We start from the raw sequence: 22,469 nt of genomic DNA, 5'->3' as shown, positions 1-22,469 counted from the left end.
CCCACCAAAAGCAGGCTGCCAGTCCGGGGTATAAATCATAATTGGCACTGGCTTTACAAGCACCCTGTTGAGTTCTCAAAGAACAACCACACACCGATCAGCAGGCCCAACCCGTGGGCCCCATCCCGGGGCTTTTCGTTCCGTGTCCCCGTCGCTCTCGCGCCGGGCACTTTTACTACGTTACCTCACCGTCTCGGCCGTGTCAAACCGGTGTGTGCCGGTCTGTCGTGCTTCGTGCGGGTTGGTCCCGGCGCACTCACGCAGCAGCGAACCGCTGCGTCAGGTCGTCGGATTTGGCAGACCGGCCGCTGTGGTCTCCCACAGTCGCGCCCGGTGCCCTGCCGGTCGTGAACCTTACCCGGTCGGTTCCGCCGCACCAAATCCGCCTCCCGGCAGATCAGGTGGGCACCGCCCGAACCGCGCCTCCAGGAGCGAACCCCTAGCTGGCCCGGTTGCCGGCCCGGTTCGTGGCTTCAGGACTTTCGCCCTGTTTGCCCCGTTCCGCGCTGGCAGAGAGAAAGTTACGCGTCCGTGGGTTTGATCGTCAAATCGGGGGGTAGCGTCCCGCGTCACACTCGCGCCGGATACGCGTTTACGCAGCTCAGGACGTTCCGCCTCGGCGAGCGACCAGCCAACCGCGGATGCCGAGCACCCCGACCGTCGTGCCGATGGCCAGCGACGCGGCGATCAGAAGCGCGTGCACCCACAGGAAACTGGTCGGCGCGCCGTCGCCCACCGTGGCGGACGCCCACGACCGTGGGTCCTGCCAGATCGCGACCGCGAACCTCGGCCAGATCACCCAGGTCCAGACCCCGACCCCGACCAGGAAGGCGGACCACCCGCGCGACAGCACCATGACTGCCGAGTATGTCAGCGGAGGTGGCACCGCCGATTCCGACACTGACCGCCGTCCGGCGGGAGAGCCGGCCCTCGTTTCCCGCATCCGCGGGCCGGGCATTGAGTGGGAGGACAGGGAGGTGACCCGTGCAACCCTCGATCTTCAACCCCTGGGCCTGGCGCGATCCGTCCGCGCTGGCCGGCGGATACACACAGGCCACGCCCTCGACCGGCCCGTCCGAGGACCCGGACGGCGGGCACGACGGTCCGGACGCCCCCGGTCCGGGTACCCCGGTCGACCTCGTCGGCTACCACGTGCAGGCCCGCGACGGACGTATCGGCACCATCGACGAGGCGAGCGACGAGACGGATGCCGGACACCTGGTGGTGGACACCGGGCCGTGGATCCTCGGTCAGAAGGTGCTGGTGCCGGCGGGCACCGTGGAGCGCGTCGACCACCTGGACCGGGTCGTGCACGTCGACCGGACCCGGCAGGAGATCAGGGACGCGCCGCCGTTCGACCCGGCGTCGTTCGATCCGGAGTACCGGGACCGCGTCGGCAGGTACTACGCGGACCGTCAGGTGCCACCCCCGGAGCAGCGCCACGGGTAATCTGAGCTGGTGGTCCGGGCGGGCAGTTGCGTACCGAAGGCGGTCGATGTGGTCGACGGTCTCCCGCACCGCGTCGTGTCCGCGTCCCTGACCAGCTCCGGCGACGGCCGGGAGCAACTTCTGGACCTACTTCGTGCCGGTGGTCTGCGGTACCGCGCCGGCGCGCGATGGCGGACGGCTCGCTGAGCCCTGTCCTCCGCCGACCGAAGGGTGAGTTCGCCCCGCTCGGCGCGCGCCCAACGCGTAACCCACCTACCTGCCCGAAAGGCACATCCTCATGTCCATCGCACGCATGCTCACCGGCGACCGGCCCACCGGCCGCCTGCACCTCGGCCACTACGTCGGCAGCATCGCCAACCGGGTGCGGCTGCACCAGCGGTACGAGAGCTTCTTCATCATCGCGGACCTGCACATGCTCACCACCCGCAACCGCCGGGAGGACATCGACCAGGTCTCCGGCAACGCCCGCGAGATGGTGACCGACATCCTCGCCGCCGGCGTCGATCCGGCGCGTGCCACGTTCTACCTCCAGTCGGCGATTCCCGAGGTCGGCGACCTGAACACCCTCCTGCAGAACCTGGTGACCGTGCCCCGACTGGAACGGGTGCCGTCACTCAAGGACATGGCCCGCGACGCCGGCAAGGAGGAGATGCCGTACGGGTTGCTGGGTTACCCGGTGCTCCAGGCCGCGGACATCCTCTGCGTCAAGGGCGAGGTCGTGCCGGTCGGCCGGGACAACGCCGCGCATGTGGAGGTGACCCGGGAGATCGCCAGGCGGTTCAACCACCTCTACGGGCCGGTCTTTCCGGTGCCCGAGCTGATCCCGGCCGACAACCCCAGCCTGGTGGGCACTGACGGCGTCGCCAAGATGAGCAAGAGCCGGGGTAACAGCATCGCGCTGTCCGATGACACGGCCACGGTGCGCCGCAAGGTGCGCGGGATGTACACCGACCCGAACCGGGTACGGGCCGACGTGCCGGGAACGGTGGAGGGCAACCCGGTCTTCGCGTACCACGAGGTGTTCAACCCGGACCGTACGGAGGTGGACGACCTGGCCCGGCGTTACCGGGCCGGGCAGGTCGGTGACGTGGCGGTCAAGGAGCGCCTGGTCGAGGTCCTGGAGGCTTTCCTGAGCCCGATCCGGGAACGCCGGGCGGCGATCGAGGCCGACCGAGGGCTGGTCGACCGACTGATCGTCGAGGGCACCGAGCGCACCCGGCAGGAGGTACGCCAGACCCTGACGGAGGTACGCCGGGCGATGGGCCTGACCGGGACGTACCAACAGGTGCGCCGGCGGGCCGAGCGGAGCCGGCGCCGGACGGACGCGCCGGCCTGACGCGGACGTCTCGGGTCTTCCCGTTGTGACGGGGAGACCCGAGGCGGTCCACCGAGGGCGCAGAATGCCAGGATGAGGGTAATTCGTCCGGTTGTGGTGGGTGCCACGCACCGGACGACGATGTTCGAGATCTTCTTCGACCTGGTCTTCGTCTTCGCGCTCACCCGGGTCATCGCGTTCATGGCGCAGCCGCCGACCGCGCTGCTCACCCTGGCCCAGGGACTGCTCCTGCTCCTGCTGCTGCTCTACTCGTGGGGGCCGTACACCTGGGTGGGCAACCTCGTCCGCGCGGACGTCGGCCTGGTCCGCGGAGCGACCCTGGTCGCGATGGCGGCGATCTTCGTGGCCGCCCTGGTGTTGCCGGACGCATGGCGACAGGGTCCGGGGCTCGTCGACGCGCCGCTGACCCTCGCGCTCGCGTACGTGGTCGTCCGGGCGGTCCAGCTGGTGATCCTCGCCTGGGTGAGCGTGCCGATCCCGTCGCTGCGCCCGACGCTGCGCTACTTCCGCGTGCCCGTGGTGCTGGCGTGGTTTCCGCTGGTGGGCGGGGCGCTGCTCGGCGGGACAGCCCAGACGGTGCTCTGGACGGCCGCGCTGCTGGTGGACATCGGTGGCTCGCGGCTCGCGTCCACCTTCCACCCGTGGCAGCTGCGCAGCGTGGACCACTTCACCGAGCGGTTCGGGTTGGTGCTCATCATCGCCCTCGGCGAGTCGCTGATCTCCGCCGGCGCGGGGCCACGGACGATGACGCCGGTCGGTACGGCGGTGGCGGCCGCGCTGCTCGGCCTCGTCAGCACGGTCTGCCTGTGGTGGCTCTACTTCGATCGGCTGGCTCCCGCCGCACGGGCGGCCGTCAGCGACGTGCCACCCGACCGACGGGCCGACGTGGCCGGCGACGCCTACGGCATCGGGCACACCCCGCTGATCGTCGGCGCCATCTACTTCGCGCTCGGCATCGAGGAGGTGATCGACCGGCTCGCCGCGGACCCCTCCGACTCGGGCCCGCTGGGCTGGGCAGCCACGGGCGCCCTCTACGGGGGTGTCACCGTCTACCTGCTCAGCAGGCTGGTGCTCCGTCGACTGACCGTACGTGCCGTCCATCCGGCGCAGGTCGTCGCGGCGCTGCTGCCGCTGGCCATGCTGCCGGTCGGTCGTACCCTCGCGCCGTTGGCGGCGCTCGCCGTGCTGACCGTCCTCCTGATCGCGGTCACCTGGTACGAACGGCGGTTCGACCGGCGAGACGAACGGGCCGACCCGGCGCGGGCAACCCGTCCCTGACGGTTACCCTTCCCCGGTGACTCTGCCTCTGCCGCCCGGTGAGTTCGCCGCGTACCTGTTCGACTGCGACGGCACCATCGTCGACTCGATGCCGCTGCACTACGTGGCCTGGCAGCGAGCCCTCGACGAGTGGGGCTGCGAGTTTCCGGAGGACCTCTTCTACGCCTGGGGTGGCCGGCCGACCGCCGACATCATCATCGCGTTGAACGAGCGGCACGGCCTGGCGATGCCGGTGGCGACCGTCGTGGAGAACCGCGAGCGCATCTACCAGGAGCTGTTGCCGCAGGTCGCCGCCGTGCCCGAGGTGGTGGCGCACATCCACGAGGCGCACCGGCGGGTGCCGTTCGCCGTCGTCTCCGGCAGCACCCGGGCCGCGGTCACCGCGTCCCTGGAGGCGCTCGACCTGCTGGACCGGTTCGACGTGCTGGTCTGCGCCGAGGACTACACGCGGGCCAAGCCCGACCCGGAGGCGTTCCTGCTCGCGGCCCGGCAGCTCGGCGTACCCCCGGAGGCCTGTCTGGTCTTCGAGGACACCGACCTGGGCATCCAGGCCGCGACGGCGGCCGGCATGGCGTCGGTACGCGTGCCGCAGCAGCGCGCCGCCTGACCCTCAGGCGATCGTCAGCAGGAGCTTGCCGGAGTACGACGTGGTCAGGCGCTGGTGCGCCTCCCGCACCTTGCCCAACGGGAACTTCTCGGCCACGTGCACCACGAACGGGCCGGCCTCGACGAGTTCGTTGAGACGCCGCAACTGCCCGGGGTTGGACACGCCGTCGTACGCGCGAACCGTCATCCCGGGGCGCTCGCTCGGCTCCGGCCGCACCCCGTGGGCGTACGCCACGACTCCGCCGTCGGACAGCGTCTCGGTCAACCGGTCCAGCGTCTCGCCGCCGGCCATCGCCAGGATGCCGGCCACTCCCTCCGGGGCCGCGTCCCGGATCGTCGTGAGCACCTCGGCGAGGTCGCCGTGGCCGTCCAGGGACACGTCGGCGCCGAGCCGGGTCACCAGCGCCACGCCGTCCGCGCCGGAGGCCACCGCGATCACGTTGAGGCCCTGCCGCTTGGCCAACTGCACGGCCAGGTGTCCCTGACCGCCGCTCGCGCCGAAGATCAGGAGCCAGGCGCCGGCCGGCAGGGTGAGGGTGTCCAACCCGGCCAGCGCGGTCAGCGCGTCGGTGGGCATGGCACCGGCGTGTTCGGCGGGTACGCCGTCGGGCAGCTTCGCGACGTACTCGGCTTTGACGACCGCGTACTCGGCGTAGAAGCCGCCCTTCGGCCGGGTGGTGGCGGAGGCGTAGACCTGGTCGCCGACCGCGAGGCCGGTCACCCGGTCGCCGGCCGCGATGATGGTCCCCGCGCCGTCCGAGCCCGGGACGATCGGGAGGGACGAGCCCTCCGGCACCAACAGGCCCTGCCGTTCGTACGCGTCCCACACCCCGACGCCGGCGCTCAGGACCCTGATCAGCACCTCGTCGGCGGCGACCTCGGGCACCGGGAGCTTGCGCAGGGTGATCACCTCCGGCCCGCCGAACTCGTCGAGGGCCGCGGCCTGCATCCGCTCTGGCACGTCCGCGTCAACCATGGGGGCTTCCTCTCCGGGCCGGCGTCACCGTCGCAGCATGCCGCCTCACGGGCGGGTCCGACCGGATGCCAGCCGCCGTTCACCCACAAGGGCGACGCCCGCTCGTCGAGTGCTCAGGAGGTCTGTGGCTGCGGGCCACGGAGTGCCTGCTCGACGGCGTCGCGCACCCGGGCGTCCTCGCGGGCCTTGCGCCGCGCCCGGCCGCGGCGGCGGTACAGGTACGCGCCGACGGCGGCGGCGATCAGCACGACGAGCGCCAACACCAGCGTCCACGGCAGGGCCCAGCCGTGTGCCGTCGCCTCGATGGGCTTGAGCGGGGTGGTGGAGCCCGACGCGTCGGTGAGCAGCGGGGTGACGGTGGCGGTCGCCGCGAGCCGGACGGCGGGCGCGACACCGTGCACCGGCACCGTGACGTCCCAGCTCTCGCCCGGGAGCAACTGCGGCGGCGCGGCGATGTCACCGGCCCGCGCGCGCAGGACGCCGAACGGCCCCGACACGGACACCGACTGCTTGGCGGAGAGGGCGGCGTTACCGGTGTTGTGGATCGTGTAGGAGACGGTCGCGTCGCCCTTGCCGATCGGGTTGGCCGATCCGTCGTACCTGACGTGGAAGTTCTCGACCGCGAGGGTCGGCTTCAGCTCGCCGCCCACCCGCAGGGTGATCCGGATGCCGAGGCGACGGTCCACGTTGATGCCCTCGGCCTGGTCGGCCTGGGTCAGCGCGGTCAGGATGCCGCCGACGTGGTCGCCGGGCGTGGCGTTGGTCGGAACGGCGATGGTGAAGGGCACCTGGGCGGTCTTCCCAGGTTGGATCACGACGCTGCCGGCGCTCGGCTTGACCCAGGCGCCGACCGCCACGGACTTCTTGTCCCTGGTCAGCAGGTCGAGCTGCCCCGCGTCGGTGGTGAAGCCGTCGGCGGCGTAAACGGCGAGGGTCAGGGGCGCCGGGCCGCGGTTGGCCACCACCATGGCGTCCTCGACGTTTCCGCCGGGATTGACGTTGTAGCTGTAGCTGGACCGGGCTTCGCCGTAGCTGTTGGAGGCCGTCCGGACCGTCCAGGCGACGTTGCCGTCGGCCGCCAGGGCGGGGCCGCCGCCGACGCCGGCCGCCGCGACGGCGGCGAGCAGGGACAGCACGGTCGTACGAAGGAGTGTCTTCCAGCGCGTTACGGACGGTCGCATCTCAGGTCCTCGAAGTGATCTTGGTGGTGGGTGAACCGGCGGCGGGGTAGGCCCCGAAAGGTGCCTACCCCGCCCGGTGGAACAGGCTCGATCAGCTGCTCAGGGCAGTGATCGTGAGGGTGGTGCGGTAGCTGCCCTTCGCGATGCTGTCCGGGATCTTCAGGTCCAGGTCGGCACCGAGCTTGGCCCCGCCGCGCGGGTGACCCTGCACGGCCGCGCCCAGACCGCTGGAGACCGAGAGGCCCTTGCCCTGGTCGTCGAGGGACGACAGGACCGGAGCGCCGGCCGCCGCGCCCGCGCCGGCGTCGAGGACGTACGGGGTCCAGCCCAGGTACGAGCCGGAGAACGTCTTGTCGGCGTCGGAGAAGTCGCCGACGCTGGCCGAGATCGACCACGGGGCGAGCGATCGACGGCTGTCCGACACGAGGATCGGGTTGATCTTGCCGGTCGCCTCGAAGTAGCTGCCGTTGCGCTCCTGCGCGGTGCCCAGGTCGACCAGGCCGTTGTAGCCGTCGATGGTCCAGCCGAACTCACCCGGCGCCGGGTTGGGCACGTTGACCTGGATGGCCTGACCGTCACCGTGGTACGGGTGGATCGTGGTGCTGTCGACGATCGAGCCGACCGGCTGCCCCTCGGCGGTGTTGCCGCAGGACAGACCCTTCTCGACGGCCGCGTTCGGGGCCGCGCAGGTGCCGCTGCGGATGTTCTGGAGCACCAGCTTGTCGGCCTTGACCCCGACCTTGACGTAGCTGCGGACGTGCTCCTGGTTCTCCACCGAGTTGAACCAGTAGTTGCTCGGGTTCAGCGGGTCCGGGCCGAGTCCCTCGACGCCGGTGCCGGAGCCGTCCGGCTTCTTGATGTCGTAGTACTTCGAGCCGGAGGCCGAGTTCGCCGTCACGTAGAGGACGCCACCCGGGCCGGGGAACACGTCGGCGGCCCCCGGCTTCTCAGCCGGGTTCTCCTTCTGGCCGTTCTTGATCGAGTAGCTGCGGGTGTACACGTGGTCGTGACCCTGCAGCACCATGTCGATGCCGAGATCGGAGAACGCGGTCGTGAAGTCCTTGCGGCGGTTCTTGTTGTCCGCGTCGGTGGAGTGGCTCGCCGCCGAGTAGATGGAGTGGTGGTAGACGAGAACCTTCCACTTCGCCTCGGAGCCGTGCTTCTTCACGATGTCCGAGACGTACGCGACGTGCGCCGCGTCGCCGCCGAGCGAGCCGTCGGCCGGGTTGACGTAGCTGTTGCTGTTCAGGTCGATGAACAGCACGTCCTTGTAGACGTACCAGAAGTCACCGCCGGAGCGGGTCGACTGGTCCCCGTTGTAGTACTGGGCCGAGCGGTCCGTGTTCGGGGTGAAGTGGTGCTGCTCCCAGGACTTGCCGCCGACATCGTGGTTTCCGATGGTGGCGGCCGTCGGGTACTGCCGGAGCTGGTCCGGGGAGAGGTACGCGTTCCACTGGGACTCGTCGTTGGCGGACTCGACGTGGTCACCGCCGGAGACCAGCAGCTCGGTGTTCGGGTTCGCCGCGGTGGCGACCTTCAGGGTCTCGGCCCAACCGGCCTGGTCCCGCGCGACGTCGCCGGAGGCGCCGATCTGCGGGTCGCCGAAGAACAGGAAGTCGAAGTCGCCCTCGAAGTCCCGCGTCTTGAAGGCGTAGGTGGGCGACCAGCTTCCCTCGGCGCCGACCCGGTACGAGTACGCCGTGTTCTCACGCAGGTTGCTGATCGTGGCGTGCCGGTTGTAGCCGGTCGTGGAGGTGTTCGCGGCGCCGACGGCGTCGAAGCTGATCGCGCTGGCCGGGAACTCCCCGTTGACGATCTCGGCGGTCGGGGCGAGCTGGATCTTCTGGGCGGTGTCGGCCGAGGAGTACCAGGACACGATGCGCTGGGTCTCGTTGGCGCCGACGCCGAGGACGATGCCGGACACCGTGGTGGGGTCGGCGGCGCTGGCGGCGGTCAGCACACCGCTGCCGAGGGCCACGCCCACTCCCAGGAATCCGGCCACGACCCCGGCGACAACGCGCCGCCGCACGAGCCCGGCGGCCCGTGTCGAGGTGCTCAATGTCATCGACATTGTTCCCTTTTCGAATAGAGAAATGGATTGTTCCTCCCCGAGCACGGGGAAGCGAATCCAAAGCTTTCGTCGGCCGGTGAACCGATCATTAACGTGATCTTGCGAGCGGCTGCACTTCACGAACTGGTTAGCCGTACTCACGAGCCGGTGACGCGCTGAACAAACCAGATCAGGCCCATGATGGACACCCCTGCGGAAACCACACCGGTCGCCCAGAGACCCGCTTTCGGCGCACGGCGGCGCAGCACGAACAACAGCGGGAAGACGGCGGCGATAATCGCCAACTGGACGACTTCGATACCCACGTTGAACACCAGCAGCGACCACAGCAGCGTCCAGGACCACGCCTCGTCGATGCCGAGTGCGCCCGCGAAGCCCAGCCCGTGCACGAGGCCGAAGCAGAAGACGACACCGAGGCGGATCCACCCCCGGCGGTCCAGGCTGAGGTGACCGCGTCCGGTCGTCTCCAGATCCGTCGCGTGGTCACCACGCCGCCAGATCCCCCACAGGTGCCAGCCGGCCACGACGGCGATCGACAGCGCGATGACCGGCTCCACGACCCTCGCCGGCACGTCGACCAGGCCGAGGGCGGCGAGCAGGAACGTCACCGAGTGCGCCAGGGTGAAGCTGGTGGCCGCGAGCACGATCTCCCGCAGACGCCGCGATCCGGCGATCAGCGCCAGTAGGAACAGGATGTGATCGATCCCGGACAGCAGATGCTCGGCCCCCAACAGGAAGAACTCGCCGAACCGCTGGTAGGCGGTCTGGGCTGTCGAGAAGGACGGGTTGGCGGTGTCGAGCGCGGCACTGCCCGACCGGCCGTCGATCTGGTAGGTGACGATCGTCTTGGTGCCCTTGACGTACGCCTCGTCGTCCGGGAAGAGACCACTGCGCACCTCGTGCTCGGCGACCCGCTCGGAACAGGTCCAGTCGAGCAGCAGGTTCGCGTACGGCACACCGTCCCGAACGCTCACCGTGGCGTCGCCCACCTGGGTGGGCCGACAGGCCGCGCCACGGGCGGTCACCGAGAGCCGGTCGGCGACGTAGCGCAGGACCGTCGGAGCGTGGGCCTTCAGCGCGGCGGCCTGAGCGTCCGGGTCCCCCGCCTCGAAGGCGGCGGTTCCGACCCGAAAGAGTGGGTCATCGTCGCCGGAGTCGGCGGCCGACACCACGAGGAGGTCGTATTCGAGGCCCAATTCGGCGCGGATGTGACCCTCGTCTCCGGCGGAGATTTTTGCGTACACGGTCGACGAAAAGCCGTGCGCGAACGCCGCTCCACCGCTGAAGAACGGAAGCACCGTCGCCGCGAATGCGACAACGGCGACGACGACGGTACGACGGATATGCCCCAGCATGCGGTTCCCCTCGGTTGGCCAGTGCACGCTGCACGTCGCGGGTGAACAAGAACCCGCCCGCCGACGAACCGATGGCGAACAAATATCCGCAGCGGCCGCTCGCGGATCGCGGGCCGCCGGATCTGGGATAGGAATACGAGTCGTACCCGCACCTGCCTCAGTCATCGGAGAAGGACGATCACCTTGCGCCCCCCGTTTCGGGCCGTCGCCCTGCTGGCCACGACCGCCGTACTCCTCGCCGGCTGCGGCTCCGGCGACGACTGGTCCCAACCCCGTCCCACGCCGAGCGCGCTCGGCACGCTCGGCCCGGGATTCGTCGACACCGCCGCGACGCCCGCGCCGGAGGCGACCATCACGCCGAAGCCCGGTTCGTGGGCCGACGTGCACCCGTCGAAGGACTACCGGGTGGTGCTGCTGACCGCCGGCGCGGACGCGCCCACCAAGGCCCTCGTGACGGCGGTACGGAGTTGGGCCGACGACGAGCACCTCGACCTGCGCACGGTCGTCGTCGGCGATCCGCACGAGGCCGTGGCGGGCATCAGCAAGGCGATCGGCATGAACGCCGACCTCATCGTCACCGCGGGCAACGACCTGATCGACCCGCTGGCGTTGGTCACACCGAACCACCTGGACGAGAGGTTCCTGGTCGTGGGCGCCGAGCTGGCCGAGCCCACCCACAACGTCACCGCCGTCGACTGGGAGGGCGCGTCGTTCCGCGGTGAAGGGCTCGGGATGTCCTCGACGTACGACGCGGGCTCGTTCACCGCCGAGCGCTGCGCGGCCGCCATCCGGGCCGGCGTGGCCGCCGTGCTCAACGGCCTGACCGGCATCGTCGTCTGGCTCTGACCTCCCGCTGTGCTCGCCGCGGCAGGTTGTTTTCGCTGCGACCGGTTGTTGAGGTGGCGTGACGAGCAGATGTTATCGATAACAGCGACGGCACCCCATCATCCGCTCTGTCGACCACCCGGTCCGCAGTGGCCGGTGCCCGCACCCTGCCCGGCCGGCAACCGTAGCCACCTGCTGAAGCCCTGGTCAGCGAGGTGATGAGGTCGTTTACGTGTCGGCGAGACATCGAGGTTGATGGTTTGGGAGCGCTCCCGTAACATACTCGAAGCGGCTGTTAACGCTCACCTAACAATCACTCCCACGAATGTGGAGGCCGCCGTCCCGTCAGGAGGGTGCTCGATGACCATATTCAGACCGACCAATCTCGGGGTCGTCTCGGCCGGTGTCGCGTTACTGGCGTCGGCGACGGTTGCCGTGGCGCTGCCGGCCGGCGCTGCCGCGGCGGGCTGCTCGGTGAACTACGCCGTGTCGTCCGACTGGCCGGGTGGCTTCGGCGCCAACGTCACGATCACGAACCTCGGCGATCCCGTGAGCAGTTGGACGCTGACGTGGTCGTACAGCGCCGGACAGACGATCACGCAATCGTGGAACACCACCCTGACGCAGAGCGGGGCGGCGGTGACCGCGCGGAACGTGAGCTACAACGGTTCGATCGCGACCAACGGCACGGCGTCGTTCGGGTTCAACGGCTCCACGACGGGCAGCAACCCGGCACCGACGAGCTTCGCGCTCAACGGCGTGACCTGCAACGGCGGCACCACACCCACCACGCCGCCGCCCACCACGCCGCCACCGACCACTCCGCCGCCGACGACCCCGCCGCCCACCACGCCGCCACCCACCACGCCGCCACCGACGACGCCGCCGCCGAACACGTGCAACCTGCCGTCGTCGTACCGGTGGTCGTCGACCGGGGCGTTGGCGCAGCCGAAGTCGGGCTGGGTGTCACTCAAGGACTTCACCGTCGCCCCCTACAACGGCCGCCAGCTCGTCTACGCGACGACCCACGACTTCGGCACCCGCTGGGGCTCGATGAACTTCGGTCTGTTCACCAACTGGTCGGAGATGGGCTCGGCCAGCCAGAACACCATGAACAGCGGCACCGTCGCGCCGACCCTGTTCTACTTCGCGCCCAAGAACATCTGGGTCCTGGCCTACCAGTGGGGTGGCACCGCGTTCTCCTACCGCACCTCCACCGACCCCACCAACGCCAACGGCTGGTCCGCCGCCCAGACCCTGTTCACCGGCAGCATCACCGGCTCCGGCACCGGCCCGATCGACCAGACCCTGATCGCCGACGACCAGAACATGTACCTCTTCTTCGCCGGCGACAACGGCAAGATCTACCGCGCCAGCATGCCGATCGGGAACTTCCCCAGCAGCTTCGGCTCCAGCTACACGACCATCATGAGCGACTCCACCAACAACCTCTTCGAAGCGCCCCAGGTCTACAAGCTCCGCGGCCAGAACAAGTACCTCATGATCGTCGAGGCCATCGGCGGCCAGGGCCGCTACTTCCGCTCCTTCACCGCCACCAGCCTCAACGGCAGCTGGACCCCCCAGGCCGCCACCGAGAGCAACCCCTTCGCCGGCAAGGCCAACAGCGGCGCCACCTGGACCAACGACATCAGCCACGGTGAGTTGATCCGCACCAGCGCCGACCAGACCTTCACCGTCGACCCCTGCAACCTCCAACTGCTCTACCAGGGCCGATCGCCCTCCTCCAACGGCGTCGACTACGGCCTGCTGCCGTACCGCCCCGGCCTGCTCACCCTGCAACGCTGACCTGATCCACCACCCGCGGGGCGGGCCCGGCACAGCCGGGCCCGCCCTCGTGGCGGCGCAGCTCACGAGGACGACTTCCAGCGCGGGCCGTCGCGCACCAATCTGGCGCTGAGCAGGACGAGTCCGAGCAGGCCGACGAGCCACGCCGCCTCGACGAGCGCGGGTCGTACGCCCACCGCCTCGGGGAAGTACGACGTGGTCTGCAACAGCGCGATGACGCTCCCGTTCGGGTGGATGACGCTGATGGTCCGGTACGGCTGCGGGAGGAGAGCGGTCGCCACGGCACCGCCCGAGGCCGCGTTGCCGATCGCGATGAAGATCAGCCACGTCGGGACCACCGCCCACCGGCCGATCAGGATCACCATCAGCGTGCTGAACAGGCCGGTGACGGCGATCTGGGCGGCCAACGTACCCCAGAGGGCCGGCAGGGGCGCCGGAAGCGCCCCGAGGATCGGACCCACGGTGACCGCCAGCGCGATCCCGCCCACGACGGCGAGGCCGGCGAGAATGGCGAGCCAGGTCCGCAGCGGCACCCGGCCGACGTTGATCCGCAGTTGCAGGGCCGTCAGGAAGCCGAGCAGGGTCGCGGCGATCATCACGTAGAACGCGGCCAGACCCGAACGGTCGGTGTCGGGCAGCGGCCGGACGTCCGTCACGAGCAGTTCCCGACCACCCTGCTCGTTGAGCTGTAGAGCGGCGTTGCGCAGCACCTGGGCGAGTGTGTTGCCGGCGGCGCTGGCGACCAGCAGCCGCGACCGGCCGGGTTCCACCACCAGCGCCGCGTAGACCCGTTGTCGCTCGATGGCGCGCTGGGCTTCTCCGGCGGTCGGGTAGCTCTGGTACCGCAGCGCGCCGCGCATGCGCGACCGCAGCTCCTGCGCGACCCCCGCGTCGGCAGTCGCGTCCCCGACGAGCGCCGTCGGGATGCGGTTCGGCGGCGGTCGGTCCAACGCCAGGGTGTACGAGGCCACGAAGGCCACGGCCAGCGCGATCCCGACGGCCACGACGGTCAGCACCGTGCTGAGCTCACCGGGTTTGTGCTCCCCGTCAGCCGTGTTCTCCGTCAAGAGAGTTCCCCCTGGTTCGCTTCGCGGTAATGACGAGCATGCCCTCGTCCTGTCGCACCCGTGCCGCGAACAGGGTGATCACCTGCGAATCGAATGGGGAAAGGCGAAACCAAATGTCCACCGTACGGCTCGACGCAGGTGCCGATGATCTGAATTCGGTGCGCAGGACAGCGCGACCCATCGTCGACAAGGGATACTCTCCGGGCCCACGCCGATGGTCAATTGACCTCGCGAGCAAGGAGAACCCCACCTCACCATGCCTAGAAGACTGCTCTGCGTGCTGATGTCCGCCAGTCTCGCCGTTGGTACGGCGCTCGGCGTGACACAGCCGGCGCAGGCCGCCGATCCCTCCGTCGACGGTGGTGGCCGGGCGAACGCCGGCATCGCCCCGGGCGCGCGCAGCTCCGCGATGGCCAAGAGCGCCGCCATCCCAGCGGGTTACACGGTCCGGGGAATCGACGTCTCCAGCCACGACCACAACCTCGGCCCGATCAATTGGCCGGCCGTCGCGGCAAGCGGCGTCAAGTTCGCCTACGTCAAGGCTACGGAAGGTCGGACGTACCTCAATCCGTATTTCGCCGAGGACTACGCGGCGGCCAAGGACGCCGGGCTTCTCGTCGGCGCGTACCACTTCACCCGGCCGGACAAGCGCGACCCGATCAACGAGGCCAACTTCTTCGTCGACAATGCGAAGTTCGCCAAGGACGGTCAGACCCTCGTGCCGATGGTCGACATCGAGTGGCCGTACTGGAGCGGAGCGCCCACCTGTTACGGGCTCACCCCGACCGAGATGTCGAACTGGATCAAGTCCTTCACCGACCAGGTCAAGGCCCGCATTGGCCGGCCCCCGATGATCTACACGAACACCAACTACTGGAACCCCTGCACCGGCAAGAACGCGTCGTTCGGCGCGAACCCGTTGGACATCGCCGGCTACACCACGGCTCGTCCGCCACTGCCGGCGGGTTGGACCACGGAGACCATCTGGCAGTACGCCGCCGGCAACCCGAGCCAGCTCGGCAACTACAGCCAGAACGTCTTCAACGGCACCTACGCGGCGCTCACCAAGCTCACCAGCACGCCGGTGGCCGCGCCTCCCGTCGCCCTCCGCTCGCGGGCGAACAAGCGCTACGTGGTGGCCGAGAGCGCCGGCACCAAGCCGCTGATCGCCAACCGCACCACCGTTGCCCGGTGGGAGCAGTTCGACGTGATCAGTGCCGGCGGCGGTTACGTCGCGCTCCGCTCGCGGTCCAACGGTCGGTACGTGAGCGCGGAGAGCAAGGGAACGAAGCCTCTCATCGCCAACCGGACCAAGGTCAGCACGTGGGAGAAGTTCACCATCGTCAACAACTCGGACGGCACGATCAGCCTGCGCGCCGCGGCCAACGGCAGATATGTGGTGGCGGAGAGCAAGGGCACCAAGCCCCTCATCGCCAACCGGACGTCGATCAGCAGCTGGGAGAAGTTCGACCGGATCTCCCTCTGATCGCCGCCGCCTGCCCGGTGCCCTGATCGCGGGGGCGCCGGGCAGGCGGTTCCGGGGCTACCGCTGCCCGCCGTCGAGGTAACGCAGCACCGCGGTGACCCGACGGTCGGCGCGGTCGTCCGGCGGCAGCTGGAGTTTGGCGAAGATGCTCCGGATGTGCTTGTGCACCGCGCCGTCGGTGACGAACAGCCGCTCGGCGATCGCGGTGTTACCGAGCCCTTCGGCCATCAGTCCCAGCACCTCGCGCTCGCGGGGCGACAGCTCGCCCAGCGCCGTGTCCGTCCGCCGGTTGCGGGCGAGCAGTTGGGCCACCACCTCGGGGTCGATAACGCTGCCGCCATCGGCGACCCGGCGCAGCACGCTGAGGAACTCCTCGACCCGGCCCACCCGTTCCTTCAACAGGTAGCCGAGGCCGACGGCGCCCACCGAGAACAGTTCGGTGGCGAACGCCTGCTCCACGTACGCCGAGAGGACCAGCACCGCGAGGCCCGGGCGACGTCGCCGGGCCTCCACCGCGGCCACGATGCCCTCATCGGTGTGGGTCGGCGGCATCCGTACGTCCACGATCGCCACGTCCGGCGCGTGCTCGTCGACGGCGACCAGGAACTCGCCCGGCGTACCCGCCGTGGCCACCACGTCCAACTCCTCCGCCCGCAGCAGCAGCGCCAACCCCTCGCGCAGCAGCGGGTCGTCCTCCGCGATCACGATCCGCACGGCAGCTCCACACGCATCCTCGTCGGTCCTCCCGGTGGGCTGGTCAGTGCCATCCGCCCGTCGTACGCCTCGACCCGCCGGCGGATGCCGGTGAGCCCGGAGCCACGCGCCTCGGCGGCGCCGCCGCGCCCGTCGTCCTCGACGGTCACCAGTAGCTGGCCCTGCTCACGACGGACGGCGACGTCCACCCGGCTCGCGCCGCTGTGCCGGACGACGTTGGTCAGCGCCTCGGCCACCACGAAGTACGCGGTGGCCTCGACCGATGCCGCGCAGCGGACGGCAACGTCGACCGTGAGCCGACAGGGCACCGCGCAACTCGCGGCCAGGCCCGCCAGCGCACCGGCAAGACCTCGATCGTCAAGCACCGGCGGCAGGATGCCCCGCACCACCGTACGGAGTTCGCCGAGGGCCTGTTCCGCCGCATCCTGCGCCTGCCCGAGGATCTCGTCGGCGCGGTCGGGGTCACGCCGCACGGCCCGCCGCGCCGCCCCCAGCAGCACGTTGACCGCGACCAGCCGATTCTGCGTCCCGTCGTGCAGCGACCGCTCGATGCGGCGCAGCTCCAGCGCGTGGGCGTCCAGCGCGGCGGCCCGGGTGGCGGTCAGCGCGGCCACCCGCAGCGACAGGTCGATCCCCGGCGGCGGAGGCAGCAGCAACCGGCCGGGCCAGGCCTGGACCCGGGCCAGCGCCGGACCGAACCCGATCGCGGCGACCAGCCAGCCCACCCCGAGCAGGCCCACCAGGAGCGCTTCGGACAGCTCGTCCACGCGCCACCAGACGATCCCCGGAGCGCCGTCCTCGGGTGCGACCAGCCGGTACCAGAGCGGAAAGGTGATTTCCTGGAGGGCGTTGAGCGGCAGGGCGAGGCCGACCAGCCCCGACAGCAGTCCGATGACCGAGTGCAGCATGATCCAGCCGACTTCCCGGCGGACGAACGGATCACGTGCCGCCTCCCGCAGCCCCTCCTGCACCGGCCCCGGTGCCGGGATCGGCGCGCCCCAGCGGGACAGCCGGGCGCGCTCCCGATCGGCCACCGAACGCACCGCGCGCAGTGCGCCGGGCACCAATCCTCGGCCCAGTCCGGTCAGGCAGACAAGCGCCACGACCGCCGCCCACAGCAGCGCGCCCAACGCGAGCAGGGCGGTGCCGAGCCCGCCGACGAGGTGTTCGAGGGCGTCGACGGATGCCCGGAACCGGCCTCGCACGTACGCCATCGCCGCCCACCTCCCGCGCCAACATAGGTCACGGTGGGCACCCTCGGCAGCGTCCGCGGCGGAAAGTGCAGCCTGCTGTACCAGCGGTTGTCGAGCTGGGGGGATCGTCGCCGTGGGTTACCGCTTCGCCGCCATCCCGCCAGATCTGATCGGCCGTTCACGCCGAAGGCGTACCCGAATTGGTTCTAGCCGGTGGCGACCGCCGCCCGTCGGACGGACCCGGCGCGGGCCGCCCAGCGCCCGTCCTCGTGGCGTACCTCGATGGGGTGCGCGAAGGCCGCCGAGACCTGCGCGGTCGTGACCGTCTCGTCGGCCGGGCCGGCGGCGACCACGCTGCCGCCGTTGATCAGCATGGCGTGGGTGGTCGTCGCCGGAAGTTCCTCGAGGTGGTGGGTGACCATGATCGAGGCGAGGCTGGGGTGGGTCTCGCGGAGCAGGTCGATGGTCTCGAGCAACTGTTCGCGGGCCGCGACGTCGAGACCGGTCGAGGGTTCGTCCAGCAGCAGTAGTCGCGGCTGGCTGATGAGCGCCCGGACGATCAGGGCACGGCCGCGCTCGCCCTGCGAGAGAGTCGGCCAGCGCTCGTCGGCCCGGTCGACCAACCCGAAGATGCCCAGCAGGGAATCCGCCCGGTCACGGTCGTCCCGGGTCGGCTGCCAACGCGGCGGCAGGTCGATCGACCCGACGAGCCCGGTCAGGACGACCTCCCGGATCGTCAAAGGTGACCGCAGCGGATGACGGGGGTTCACGTGACCGATCGCCCTGCGGAGCTGCTGCAGGTCGACGCGGCCGAGTCGTTGACCGAGGATCCGTACGGTCCCCGAGGTCGGGTGGGTCAGCGCACCGCAGAATCCCAGCAGCGTGCTCTTGCCCGCCCCGTTCGGGCCGAGCAGCGCCCAGTGCTCGCCTTCGCCCACGGTGAGGTCGATGCCGTGCAGGATCTGCTTGCCGTTCCGCCGGAACGTCACGTCGCACAGTTCGACGACGGGAGACGGCGGGTGGGGCTCGGCGGTCCTGGGGAGCATGGGCCCTCTATCGGTACGGCGACGGTTGCCCTGCACCGTGCCACAGACCGGTCGTACGGGTCAGTGACCAGGGCCACCGCCGTCGTACGCGCCCCATCGGCGGTATCCCTCGACGGGCTCACTCGTTGGTAGCCGTGTGCCGCGCGCCATTCGGTCCGGATGTCCGGCGTCGTCGCGGCGGTGTGGGCCAACGACGGCAGCGGGGGCGGCGAAGCCATGACGAGGGCGGACCCGACCGGGCCACGACGCAAACCCAGCTCGTCGGCTCGGGCCACCCTCCTGGAGTTGTTCTTCGACGTCTTCTACGTGGCCGTGTTCGCGCAGTTGTCGATGCAGTTGGCCAATGATCCGACCTGGGCGGGGCTCGGGCAGCGACTCGTCCTGCTGTTGGCCGCCTGGTGGACCTGGTCGGTGACGGTGAACACCACCGAGTTCTACGAGCCGCAGCTCCGGGCGGTCCAGGGTGTGGTCGTCGGCACGATGGTCGGCGTGTCTCTGCTCGCGGTCGCCCTACCGGGGGCCTACGACGGGCGGGGCCTCCTCTTCGCCGCCGCGTACGTCGGCCTCCACCTGGCCCGGGGAATCATGCTGATCGTCGCGCTGCGTCCACGCCGGGCGCACGCGCGGGAGGAGCGCTTCCTCTTCTGGTTCGTCGTGTCCGGCGTGCTGTGGGTCGCTGGCGGCCTCGCCGAGCCGGGTTGGCGTACCGGCCTCTGGATCGGCGCGCTCGCGATCGACTACCTGGCGGCGGCGCTGCGCTACCCGACGCCACTGCGCGGACGGATACCGCTGGAGCAGTACAGCCAGTTGAGCGTTCATTTCGGCGAGCGCTATCAGCAGATCGCGATCCTGGCGCTCGGCGAGCTGACCCTGATGACCACGCTGACGTTCGGCAGCACCCCGTACACCCCGGCCCGCGCCGTCGCGTTCGCCGCCGCGATCCTCACGGCGCTGTTGTTCTGGCAGATCTACGTGTTGCAGAGCAACAAGCTCGTCGACCGCTCGGCGCACTCGCGCCCACGCCACTCGGTGTACCTCGCGCCGTACGTCTACGCCCTGGTGGTGACCGGGGTCATCGCCACGTCGGCGGGGGTGGACCTCGTACTCCACGAGCCCCTGCGGACCACCCCGGCGAGCTGGGTGGTCCTCATCGCCGGTGGGCCGGTCCTGTTCGTGATCGGGCGGATGAACTCCGAGTACGTACTCCTGGGCCAGCTACCGAAGTCGCGCCTGGCCTGGCTGGCGCTGCTGGTGGGCGCGACGCCCGTGTTGATGCTGCTCGACCCCGTCCTCGTCACGGTCGCCGCGGCGGGCGTCCTGGTCGGCATCACGCTCAGCGACACCTGGCGGCTTCGCGCCCGCGCCCTGGCGAGCTGAGGGCGCGGCTGCCGTCGAGGTAGACCAGATCGGGCCAATGAATCTACACTCATCTCTGTTAGCGCTCACACTCGTCCCAGTGCTGAGGCAGAACGCCGTGCCGATCCGACGATCGGCGCGAGCCGGGCCACGCCCGGCAGCCGGCGGCTGCTCGGTCCGGCCGGCCCCCTCTCGGATGTCGACTGCCCCGGGCGGCCCTACCGATCGGCCAACGCCCTCGGCCAGCTCTACCAACCAAGGGGAGATCCATGCGAACGAGGGCACGATGGCTCGCGACACTCGCCGCGCTCGGTGTCGTGATCGCCGGGGTGGTGGCACCCACCAGTCCCGCCAGCGCAGAGTCCAACGGTGGGGTACGCGTGATGCCGCTCGGTGACTCCATCACCGAGGGCACGCAGGTGCCCGGCGGATACCGCATCGGGCTCTGGCAGCGGCTCGCCGCCGGCCGGTACACGGTGGACTTCGTCGGATCGCAGTTCAACGGGCCAGCCAGCCTGGGCGACCACGACCACCAGGGGCATCCCGGCTGGCGGATCGACCAGATCGACGCGAACATCGTCAACTGGCTCAACACCCAGCGGCCGGCGACCGTCCTGCTGCACATCGGCACCAACGACATCCTGCAGAACTACAACGTGAGCACCGCGCCGAACCGGCTCTCCACGCTGATCGACAAGATCACCACCACCGCGCCCACCGCCGAGGTCTTCGTGGCGCAGCTCATCCCGCTCTCCAACAGCAACCAGGAGAACGCCGCCCGGACCTTCAACGCGGCCATCCCCAGCATCGTGCAGAGCAAGGTCAACGCCGGTAAGCGCGTACACCTGGTCGACATGCACAGCGCCCTCACCACCGCCGACCTGATCGACGGCATCCACCCCACCTCTGGCGGCTACGACAAGATGGCCGCCCGCTGGTACAGCGCGTTGCAGTCGGTCCCCGGCAGCATCGGCAACCCGAGCAGCGGCGGCGACCCGACCACCACCACCACCCTCGTGGGTACGCTGTCCGGCCGGTGCGTCGACGTCCCCGGCTCCTCCACCACCAACGGCACCCAGGTGCAGCTGTGGGACTGCCACGGCCGCACCAACCAGCAGTGGACCTACACGTCCACCAAAACCCTGACGGTGTACGGCAACAAGTGCCTCGACGCCGCCGGCTACGGCACCTCGCCGGGCACCCTGGTCACCATCTACGACTGCCACGGCGGAACGAACCAGCAGTGGAACGTCAACGCCAACGGCACCATCACCGGCGTGCAGTCCGGCCTCTGCCTGGACCCCTACAACCAGGGCACCGCCAACGGCACCAAGCTCGTCCTCTGGACGTGCACGGGCCAGACCAACCAGCAGTGGAGCCGTCGATGAAGCAGCCGACACGATGGCTGACGGCCGGGCTCGCGGTGGTCCTCGGCCTGGCGCTCGCCACGACGACCCGGGACGCGGCGGTCGCGGACAGCCCGTACCAGCGAGGCCCGGACCCCACCCTGGCCAGCGTGGCCGCCACCCGAGGTCCGTTCGCCACGACGCAGGCGACCGTGCCGGCCGGAAACGGCCTCAACGGCGGGTACGTCTACTACCCCACCGACACCAGCCTGGGCACCTGGGGCGCGGTCGCGATCGTTCCCGGTTACTCCGCGCTGTTCGCCAACGAGGAGGCCTGGATGGGCCCCTGGCTGGCGTCCTTCGGATTCGTGGTGATCGGCATCGAGACCAACAGCCGTACCGACGGCGCCGACGCGCGGGCCACCCAACTGCTCGCCGCGCTGGACTACCTCACCCGGACGAGCCCGGTCCGCAACCGGGTCGACCCGAACCGGCTGGGCGTCATGGGCCACTCGGCGGGCGGCGCAGGCACCCTGCTCGCCTCGCTGCGGCGGCCCACCCTGAAGACGGCGGTCGGTCTCGCGCCCGGCACCCCCGGCAACAACCTGAACATGTCCAGCACGCAGGTGCCGACCATGCTCATCTCCGGCCAGAACGACGGGACGGTCACGCCCTCGTACGTCCAGGGCATCTACAACAGCCTGCCGGCAAGCGTCGAACACGCCTGGGCCGAGCTGGCCGGCAACGACCATCTCTCCTTCACCAGGTCGAACCCGACCGAGATGCGGCTCCTGATCCCCTGGCTGAAGACGTTCCTCGACAACGACACCCGCTACACCCAGTTCCTCTGCCCGCTGGCGGACAGCCGGGGCGTGTCGCGGTACAGCGCCACCTGCCCCCTGGTGCCGCCGGGTGAACCGACACCACCACCCACCACGGGTACGCCCACCACACCGCCGCCCACCACACCGCCGCCCACGACGCCGCCTCCGACGACGCCCCCACCCACCACGCCGCCACCCTCCGACGCTGCCTGCACCGCGGCCTACCACACGGTCAACTCGTGGTCGGGCGGCTTCCAGGGTGAGGTCACGGTGACCGCGGGCACGACCGCCGTCAACGGGTGGACCGTCCGCTGGACGCTGGGCAACGGGCAGAGCATCAGCCAGGTCTGGAACGGCACGCTGAGCACCAGCAGCTCGACAGTGACCGTCCGCAACGCCACCTACAACGGCTCGCTCGCCCCCGGCGGCACGGCCACGTTCGGCTTCCTCGCCACCGGTACGCCGACCAACCCGTCGCCAACCTGCACCAGCCCGTGAACAGCCGCGTGGCGGTCGTCGGCCTGGAGTCCGCTGACGACCGCCACGCGGGTCCG

General features: G+C 70.1%; 19 protein-coding genes. 10 read left to right on the top strand and 9 right to left on the bottom strand.

The genetic code is table 11. The annotated features are described in order from the left end of the window. Positions 1-601: 601 nt before the first annotated feature. Positions 602-856, bottom strand: a complete 255-nt coding sequence (locus AB0I89_RS25900) for a hypothetical protein (protein ID WP_357131787.1) — start codon at positions 854-856, stop codon at positions 602-604. A gap of 128 nt (positions 857-984) precedes the next feature. Between AB0I89_RS25900 and AB0I89_RS25895 the strand changes: the two genes are divergently transcribed. The 4 genes from AB0I89_RS25895 to AB0I89_RS25880 all read left to right on the top strand — a co-directional run bounded on the left by AB0I89_RS25895 (position 985) and on the right by AB0I89_RS25880 (position 4,670). Beyond that, positions 985-1,449, top strand: coding sequence for a PRC-barrel domain-containing protein (locus AB0I89_RS25895; RefSeq protein WP_357131784.1), 465 nt, complete (start codon positions 985-987; stop codon positions 1,447-1,449). Between the two features lie 277 nt (positions 1,450-1,726). After that, positions 1,727-2,785 (top strand): tryptophan--tRNA ligase, encoded by a 1,059-nt coding sequence (gene trpS, locus AB0I89_RS25890; RefSeq protein WP_357131781.1) that lies wholly within the window; start codon positions 1,727-1,729, stop codon positions 2,783-2,785. A 72-nt stretch (positions 2,786-2,857) separates the two neighbouring features. After that, positions 2,858-4,063 (top strand): low temperature requirement protein A, encoded by a 1,206-nt coding sequence (locus tag AB0I89_RS25885; protein ID WP_357131778.1) that lies wholly within the window; start codon positions 2,858-2,860, stop codon positions 4,061-4,063. Positions 4,064-4,079: 16 nt separating this feature from the next. Beyond that, complete coding sequence (locus AB0I89_RS25880) at positions 4,080-4,670, top strand: HAD family phosphatase (RefSeq protein ID WP_357131775.1); 591 nt, start codon at positions 4,080-4,082, stop codon at positions 4,668-4,670. Between the two features lie 3 nt (positions 4,671-4,673). Here the strand turns inward: AB0I89_RS25880 and AB0I89_RS25875 are convergent, their stop codons facing one another. The 4 genes from AB0I89_RS25875 to AB0I89_RS25860 all read right to left on the bottom strand — a co-directional run bounded on the left by AB0I89_RS25875 (position 4,674) and on the right by AB0I89_RS25860 (position 10,252). Next, on the bottom strand, positions 4,674-5,645 hold the full coding sequence (locus tag AB0I89_RS25875) for an NADP-dependent oxidoreductase (RefSeq protein ID WP_357131772.1): 972 nt from the start codon (positions 5,643-5,645) through the stop codon (positions 4,674-4,676). 113 nt (positions 5,646-5,758) lie between these two features. After that, positions 5,759-6,826 carry a DUF916 domain-containing protein gene (locus AB0I89_RS25870; RefSeq protein ID WP_357131769.1) on the bottom strand — a complete coding sequence of 356 codons (1,068 nt, stop codon included), beginning with the start codon at positions 6,824-6,826 and terminating at the stop codon, positions 5,759-5,761. Positions 6,827-6,917: 91 nt separating this feature from the next. Continuing rightward, entirely contained in the window at positions 6,918-8,891 is a 1,974-nt protein-coding gene (locus tag AB0I89_RS25865) for a metallophosphoesterase family protein (RefSeq protein ID WP_357131766.1), read from the bottom strand. A gap of 143 nt (positions 8,892-9,034) precedes the next feature. Continuing rightward, positions 9,035-10,252 carry a HupE/UreJ family protein gene (locus AB0I89_RS25860; protein ID WP_357131762.1) on the bottom strand — a complete coding sequence of 406 codons (1,218 nt, stop codon included), beginning with the start codon at positions 10,250-10,252 and terminating at the stop codon, positions 9,035-9,037. Positions 10,253-10,435: 183 nt separating this feature from the next. Here AB0I89_RS25860 and AB0I89_RS25855 point away from each other — a divergent pair, with 183 nt between their 5' ends. Next, the gene (locus AB0I89_RS25855) at positions 10,436-11,098 is read left to right on the top strand and encodes a hypothetical protein (RefSeq protein ID WP_357131759.1); all 663 of its coding nucleotides are present in this window, start codon (positions 10,436-10,438) and stop codon (positions 11,096-11,098) included. Positions 11,099-11,437: 339 nt separating this feature from the next. Then, complete coding sequence (locus AB0I89_RS25850) at positions 11,438-12,883, top strand: non-reducing end alpha-L-arabinofuranosidase family hydrolase (RefSeq protein ID WP_357131756.1); 1,446 nt, start codon at positions 11,438-11,440, stop codon at positions 12,881-12,883. 62 nt (positions 12,884-12,945) lie between these two features. On the opposite strand, the gene AB0I89_RS25845 is transcribed toward AB0I89_RS25850, so the two are convergent. Then, positions 12,946-13,950: a hypothetical protein gene (locus tag AB0I89_RS25845; RefSeq protein ID WP_357131753.1), complete on the bottom strand. Its 1,005-nt coding sequence runs from the start codon at positions 13,948-13,950 to the stop codon at positions 12,946-12,948. 256 nt (positions 13,951-14,206) lie between these two features. On the opposite strand from AB0I89_RS25845, the gene AB0I89_RS25840 reads away from it, so the two are divergent. Continuing rightward, a complete protein-coding gene (locus tag AB0I89_RS25840; RefSeq protein WP_357131750.1) occupies positions 14,207-15,436 on the top strand; it encodes a GH25 family lysozyme in 1,230 nt (409 codons plus the stop codon). 57 nt (positions 15,437-15,493) lie between these two features. Here AB0I89_RS25840 and AB0I89_RS25835 read toward each other — a convergent pair whose 3' ends face one another. The 3 genes from AB0I89_RS25835 to AB0I89_RS25825 all read right to left on the bottom strand — a co-directional run bounded on the left by AB0I89_RS25835 (position 15,494) and on the right by AB0I89_RS25825 (position 18,389). After that, positions 15,494-16,150: a response regulator transcription factor gene (locus tag AB0I89_RS25835; protein ID WP_357131747.1), complete on the bottom strand. Its 657-nt coding sequence runs from the start codon at positions 16,148-16,150 to the stop codon at positions 15,494-15,496. Beyond that, entirely contained in the window at positions 16,138-17,364 is a 1,227-nt protein-coding gene (locus AB0I89_RS25830) for a sensor domain-containing protein (RefSeq protein WP_357131744.1), read from the bottom strand. The genes AB0I89_RS25835 and AB0I89_RS25830 overlap by 13 nt, the downstream gene beginning before the upstream one ends. Positions 17,365-17,549: 185 nt before the next feature. Continuing rightward, on the bottom strand, positions 17,550-18,389 hold the full coding sequence (locus AB0I89_RS25825; protein WP_357131741.1) for an ATP-binding cassette domain-containing protein: 840 nt from the start codon (positions 18,387-18,389) through the stop codon (positions 17,550-17,552). Positions 18,390-18,548: 159 nt separating this feature from the next. Between AB0I89_RS25825 and AB0I89_RS25820 the strand changes: the two genes are divergently transcribed. The 3 genes from AB0I89_RS25820 to AB0I89_RS25810 all read left to right on the top strand — a co-directional run bounded on the left by AB0I89_RS25820 (position 18,549) and on the right by AB0I89_RS25810 (position 22,413). Then, positions 18,549-19,766: a low temperature requirement protein A gene (locus AB0I89_RS25820; protein ID WP_357131738.1), complete on the top strand. Its 1,218-nt coding sequence runs from the start codon at positions 18,549-18,551 to the stop codon at positions 19,764-19,766. A gap of 248 nt (positions 19,767-20,014) precedes the next feature. Further along, on the top strand, positions 20,015-21,133 hold the full coding sequence (locus AB0I89_RS25815; RefSeq protein ID WP_357131735.1) for a ricin-type beta-trefoil lectin domain protein: 1,119 nt from the start codon (positions 20,015-20,017) through the stop codon (positions 21,131-21,133). Beyond that, positions 21,130-22,413 (top strand): cellulose binding domain-containing protein, encoded by a 1,284-nt coding sequence (locus AB0I89_RS25810; RefSeq protein ID WP_357131732.1) that lies wholly within the window; start codon positions 21,130-21,132, stop codon positions 22,411-22,413. Before AB0I89_RS25815 ends, AB0I89_RS25810 begins: the two co-directional genes overlap by 4 nt. The last annotated feature ends 56 nt before the right edge of the window (positions 22,414-22,469 follow it).

The sequence above is a fragment of the Micromonospora sp. NPDC049801 genome, assembly GCF_040656575.1.
Classification (GTDB): domain Bacteria; phylum Actinomycetota; class Actinomycetes; order Mycobacteriales; family Micromonosporaceae; genus Micromonospora.
This window is presented reverse-complemented; position numbering and strand designations above follow the sequence as displayed.

Coding starts and splice junctions, on each gene's coding strand:
- AB0I89_RS25900 (WP_357131787.1), bottom strand. CDS start 856: ATGGTGCTGTCGCGCGGGTGGTCCGCCTTCCTGGTCGGGGTCGGGGTC.
- trpS (WP_357131781.1), top strand. CDS start 1,727: ATGTCCATCGCACGCATGCTCACCGGCGACCGGCCCACCGGCCGCCTG.
- AB0I89_RS25885 (WP_357131778.1), top strand. CDS start 2,858: ATGAGGGTAATTCGTCCGGTTGTGGTGGGTGCCACGCACCGGACGACG.
- AB0I89_RS25875 (WP_357131772.1), bottom strand. CDS start 5,645: ATGGTTGACGCGGACGTGCCAGAGCGGATGCAGGCCGCGGCCCTCGAC.
- AB0I89_RS25870 (WP_357131769.1), bottom strand. CDS start 6,826: ATGCGACCGTCCGTAACGCGCTGGAAGACACTCCTTCGTACGACCGTG.
- AB0I89_RS25865 (WP_357131766.1), bottom strand. CDS start 8,891: ATGACATTGAGCACCTCGACACGGGCCGCCGGGCTCGTGCGGCGGCGC.
- AB0I89_RS25860 (WP_357131762.1), bottom strand. CDS start 10,252: ATGCTGGGGCATATCCGTCGTACCGTCGTCGTCGCCGTTGTCGCATTC.
- AB0I89_RS25850 (WP_357131756.1), top strand. CDS start 11,438: ATGACCATATTCAGACCGACCAATCTCGGGGTCGTCTCGGCCGGTGTC.
- AB0I89_RS25840 (WP_357131750.1), top strand. CDS start 14,207: ATGCCTAGAAGACTGCTCTGCGTGCTGATGTCCGCCAGTCTCGCCGTT.
- AB0I89_RS25830 (WP_357131744.1), bottom strand. CDS start 17,364: ATGGCGTACGTGCGAGGCCGGTTCCGGGCATCCGTCGACGCCCTCGAA.
- AB0I89_RS25825 (WP_357131741.1), bottom strand. CDS start 18,389: ATGCTCCCCAGGACCGCCGAGCCCCACCCGCCGTCTCCCGTCGTCGAA.
- AB0I89_RS25820 (WP_357131738.1), top strand. CDS start 18,549: ATGTCCGGCGTCGTCGCGGCGGTGTGGGCCAACGACGGCAGCGGGGGC.
- AB0I89_RS25815 (WP_357131735.1), top strand. CDS start 20,015: ATGCGAACGAGGGCACGATGGCTCGCGACACTCGCCGCGCTCGGTGTC.
- AB0I89_RS25810 (WP_357131732.1), top strand. CDS start 21,130: ATGAAGCAGCCGACACGATGGCTGACGGCCGGGCTCGCGGTGGTCCTC.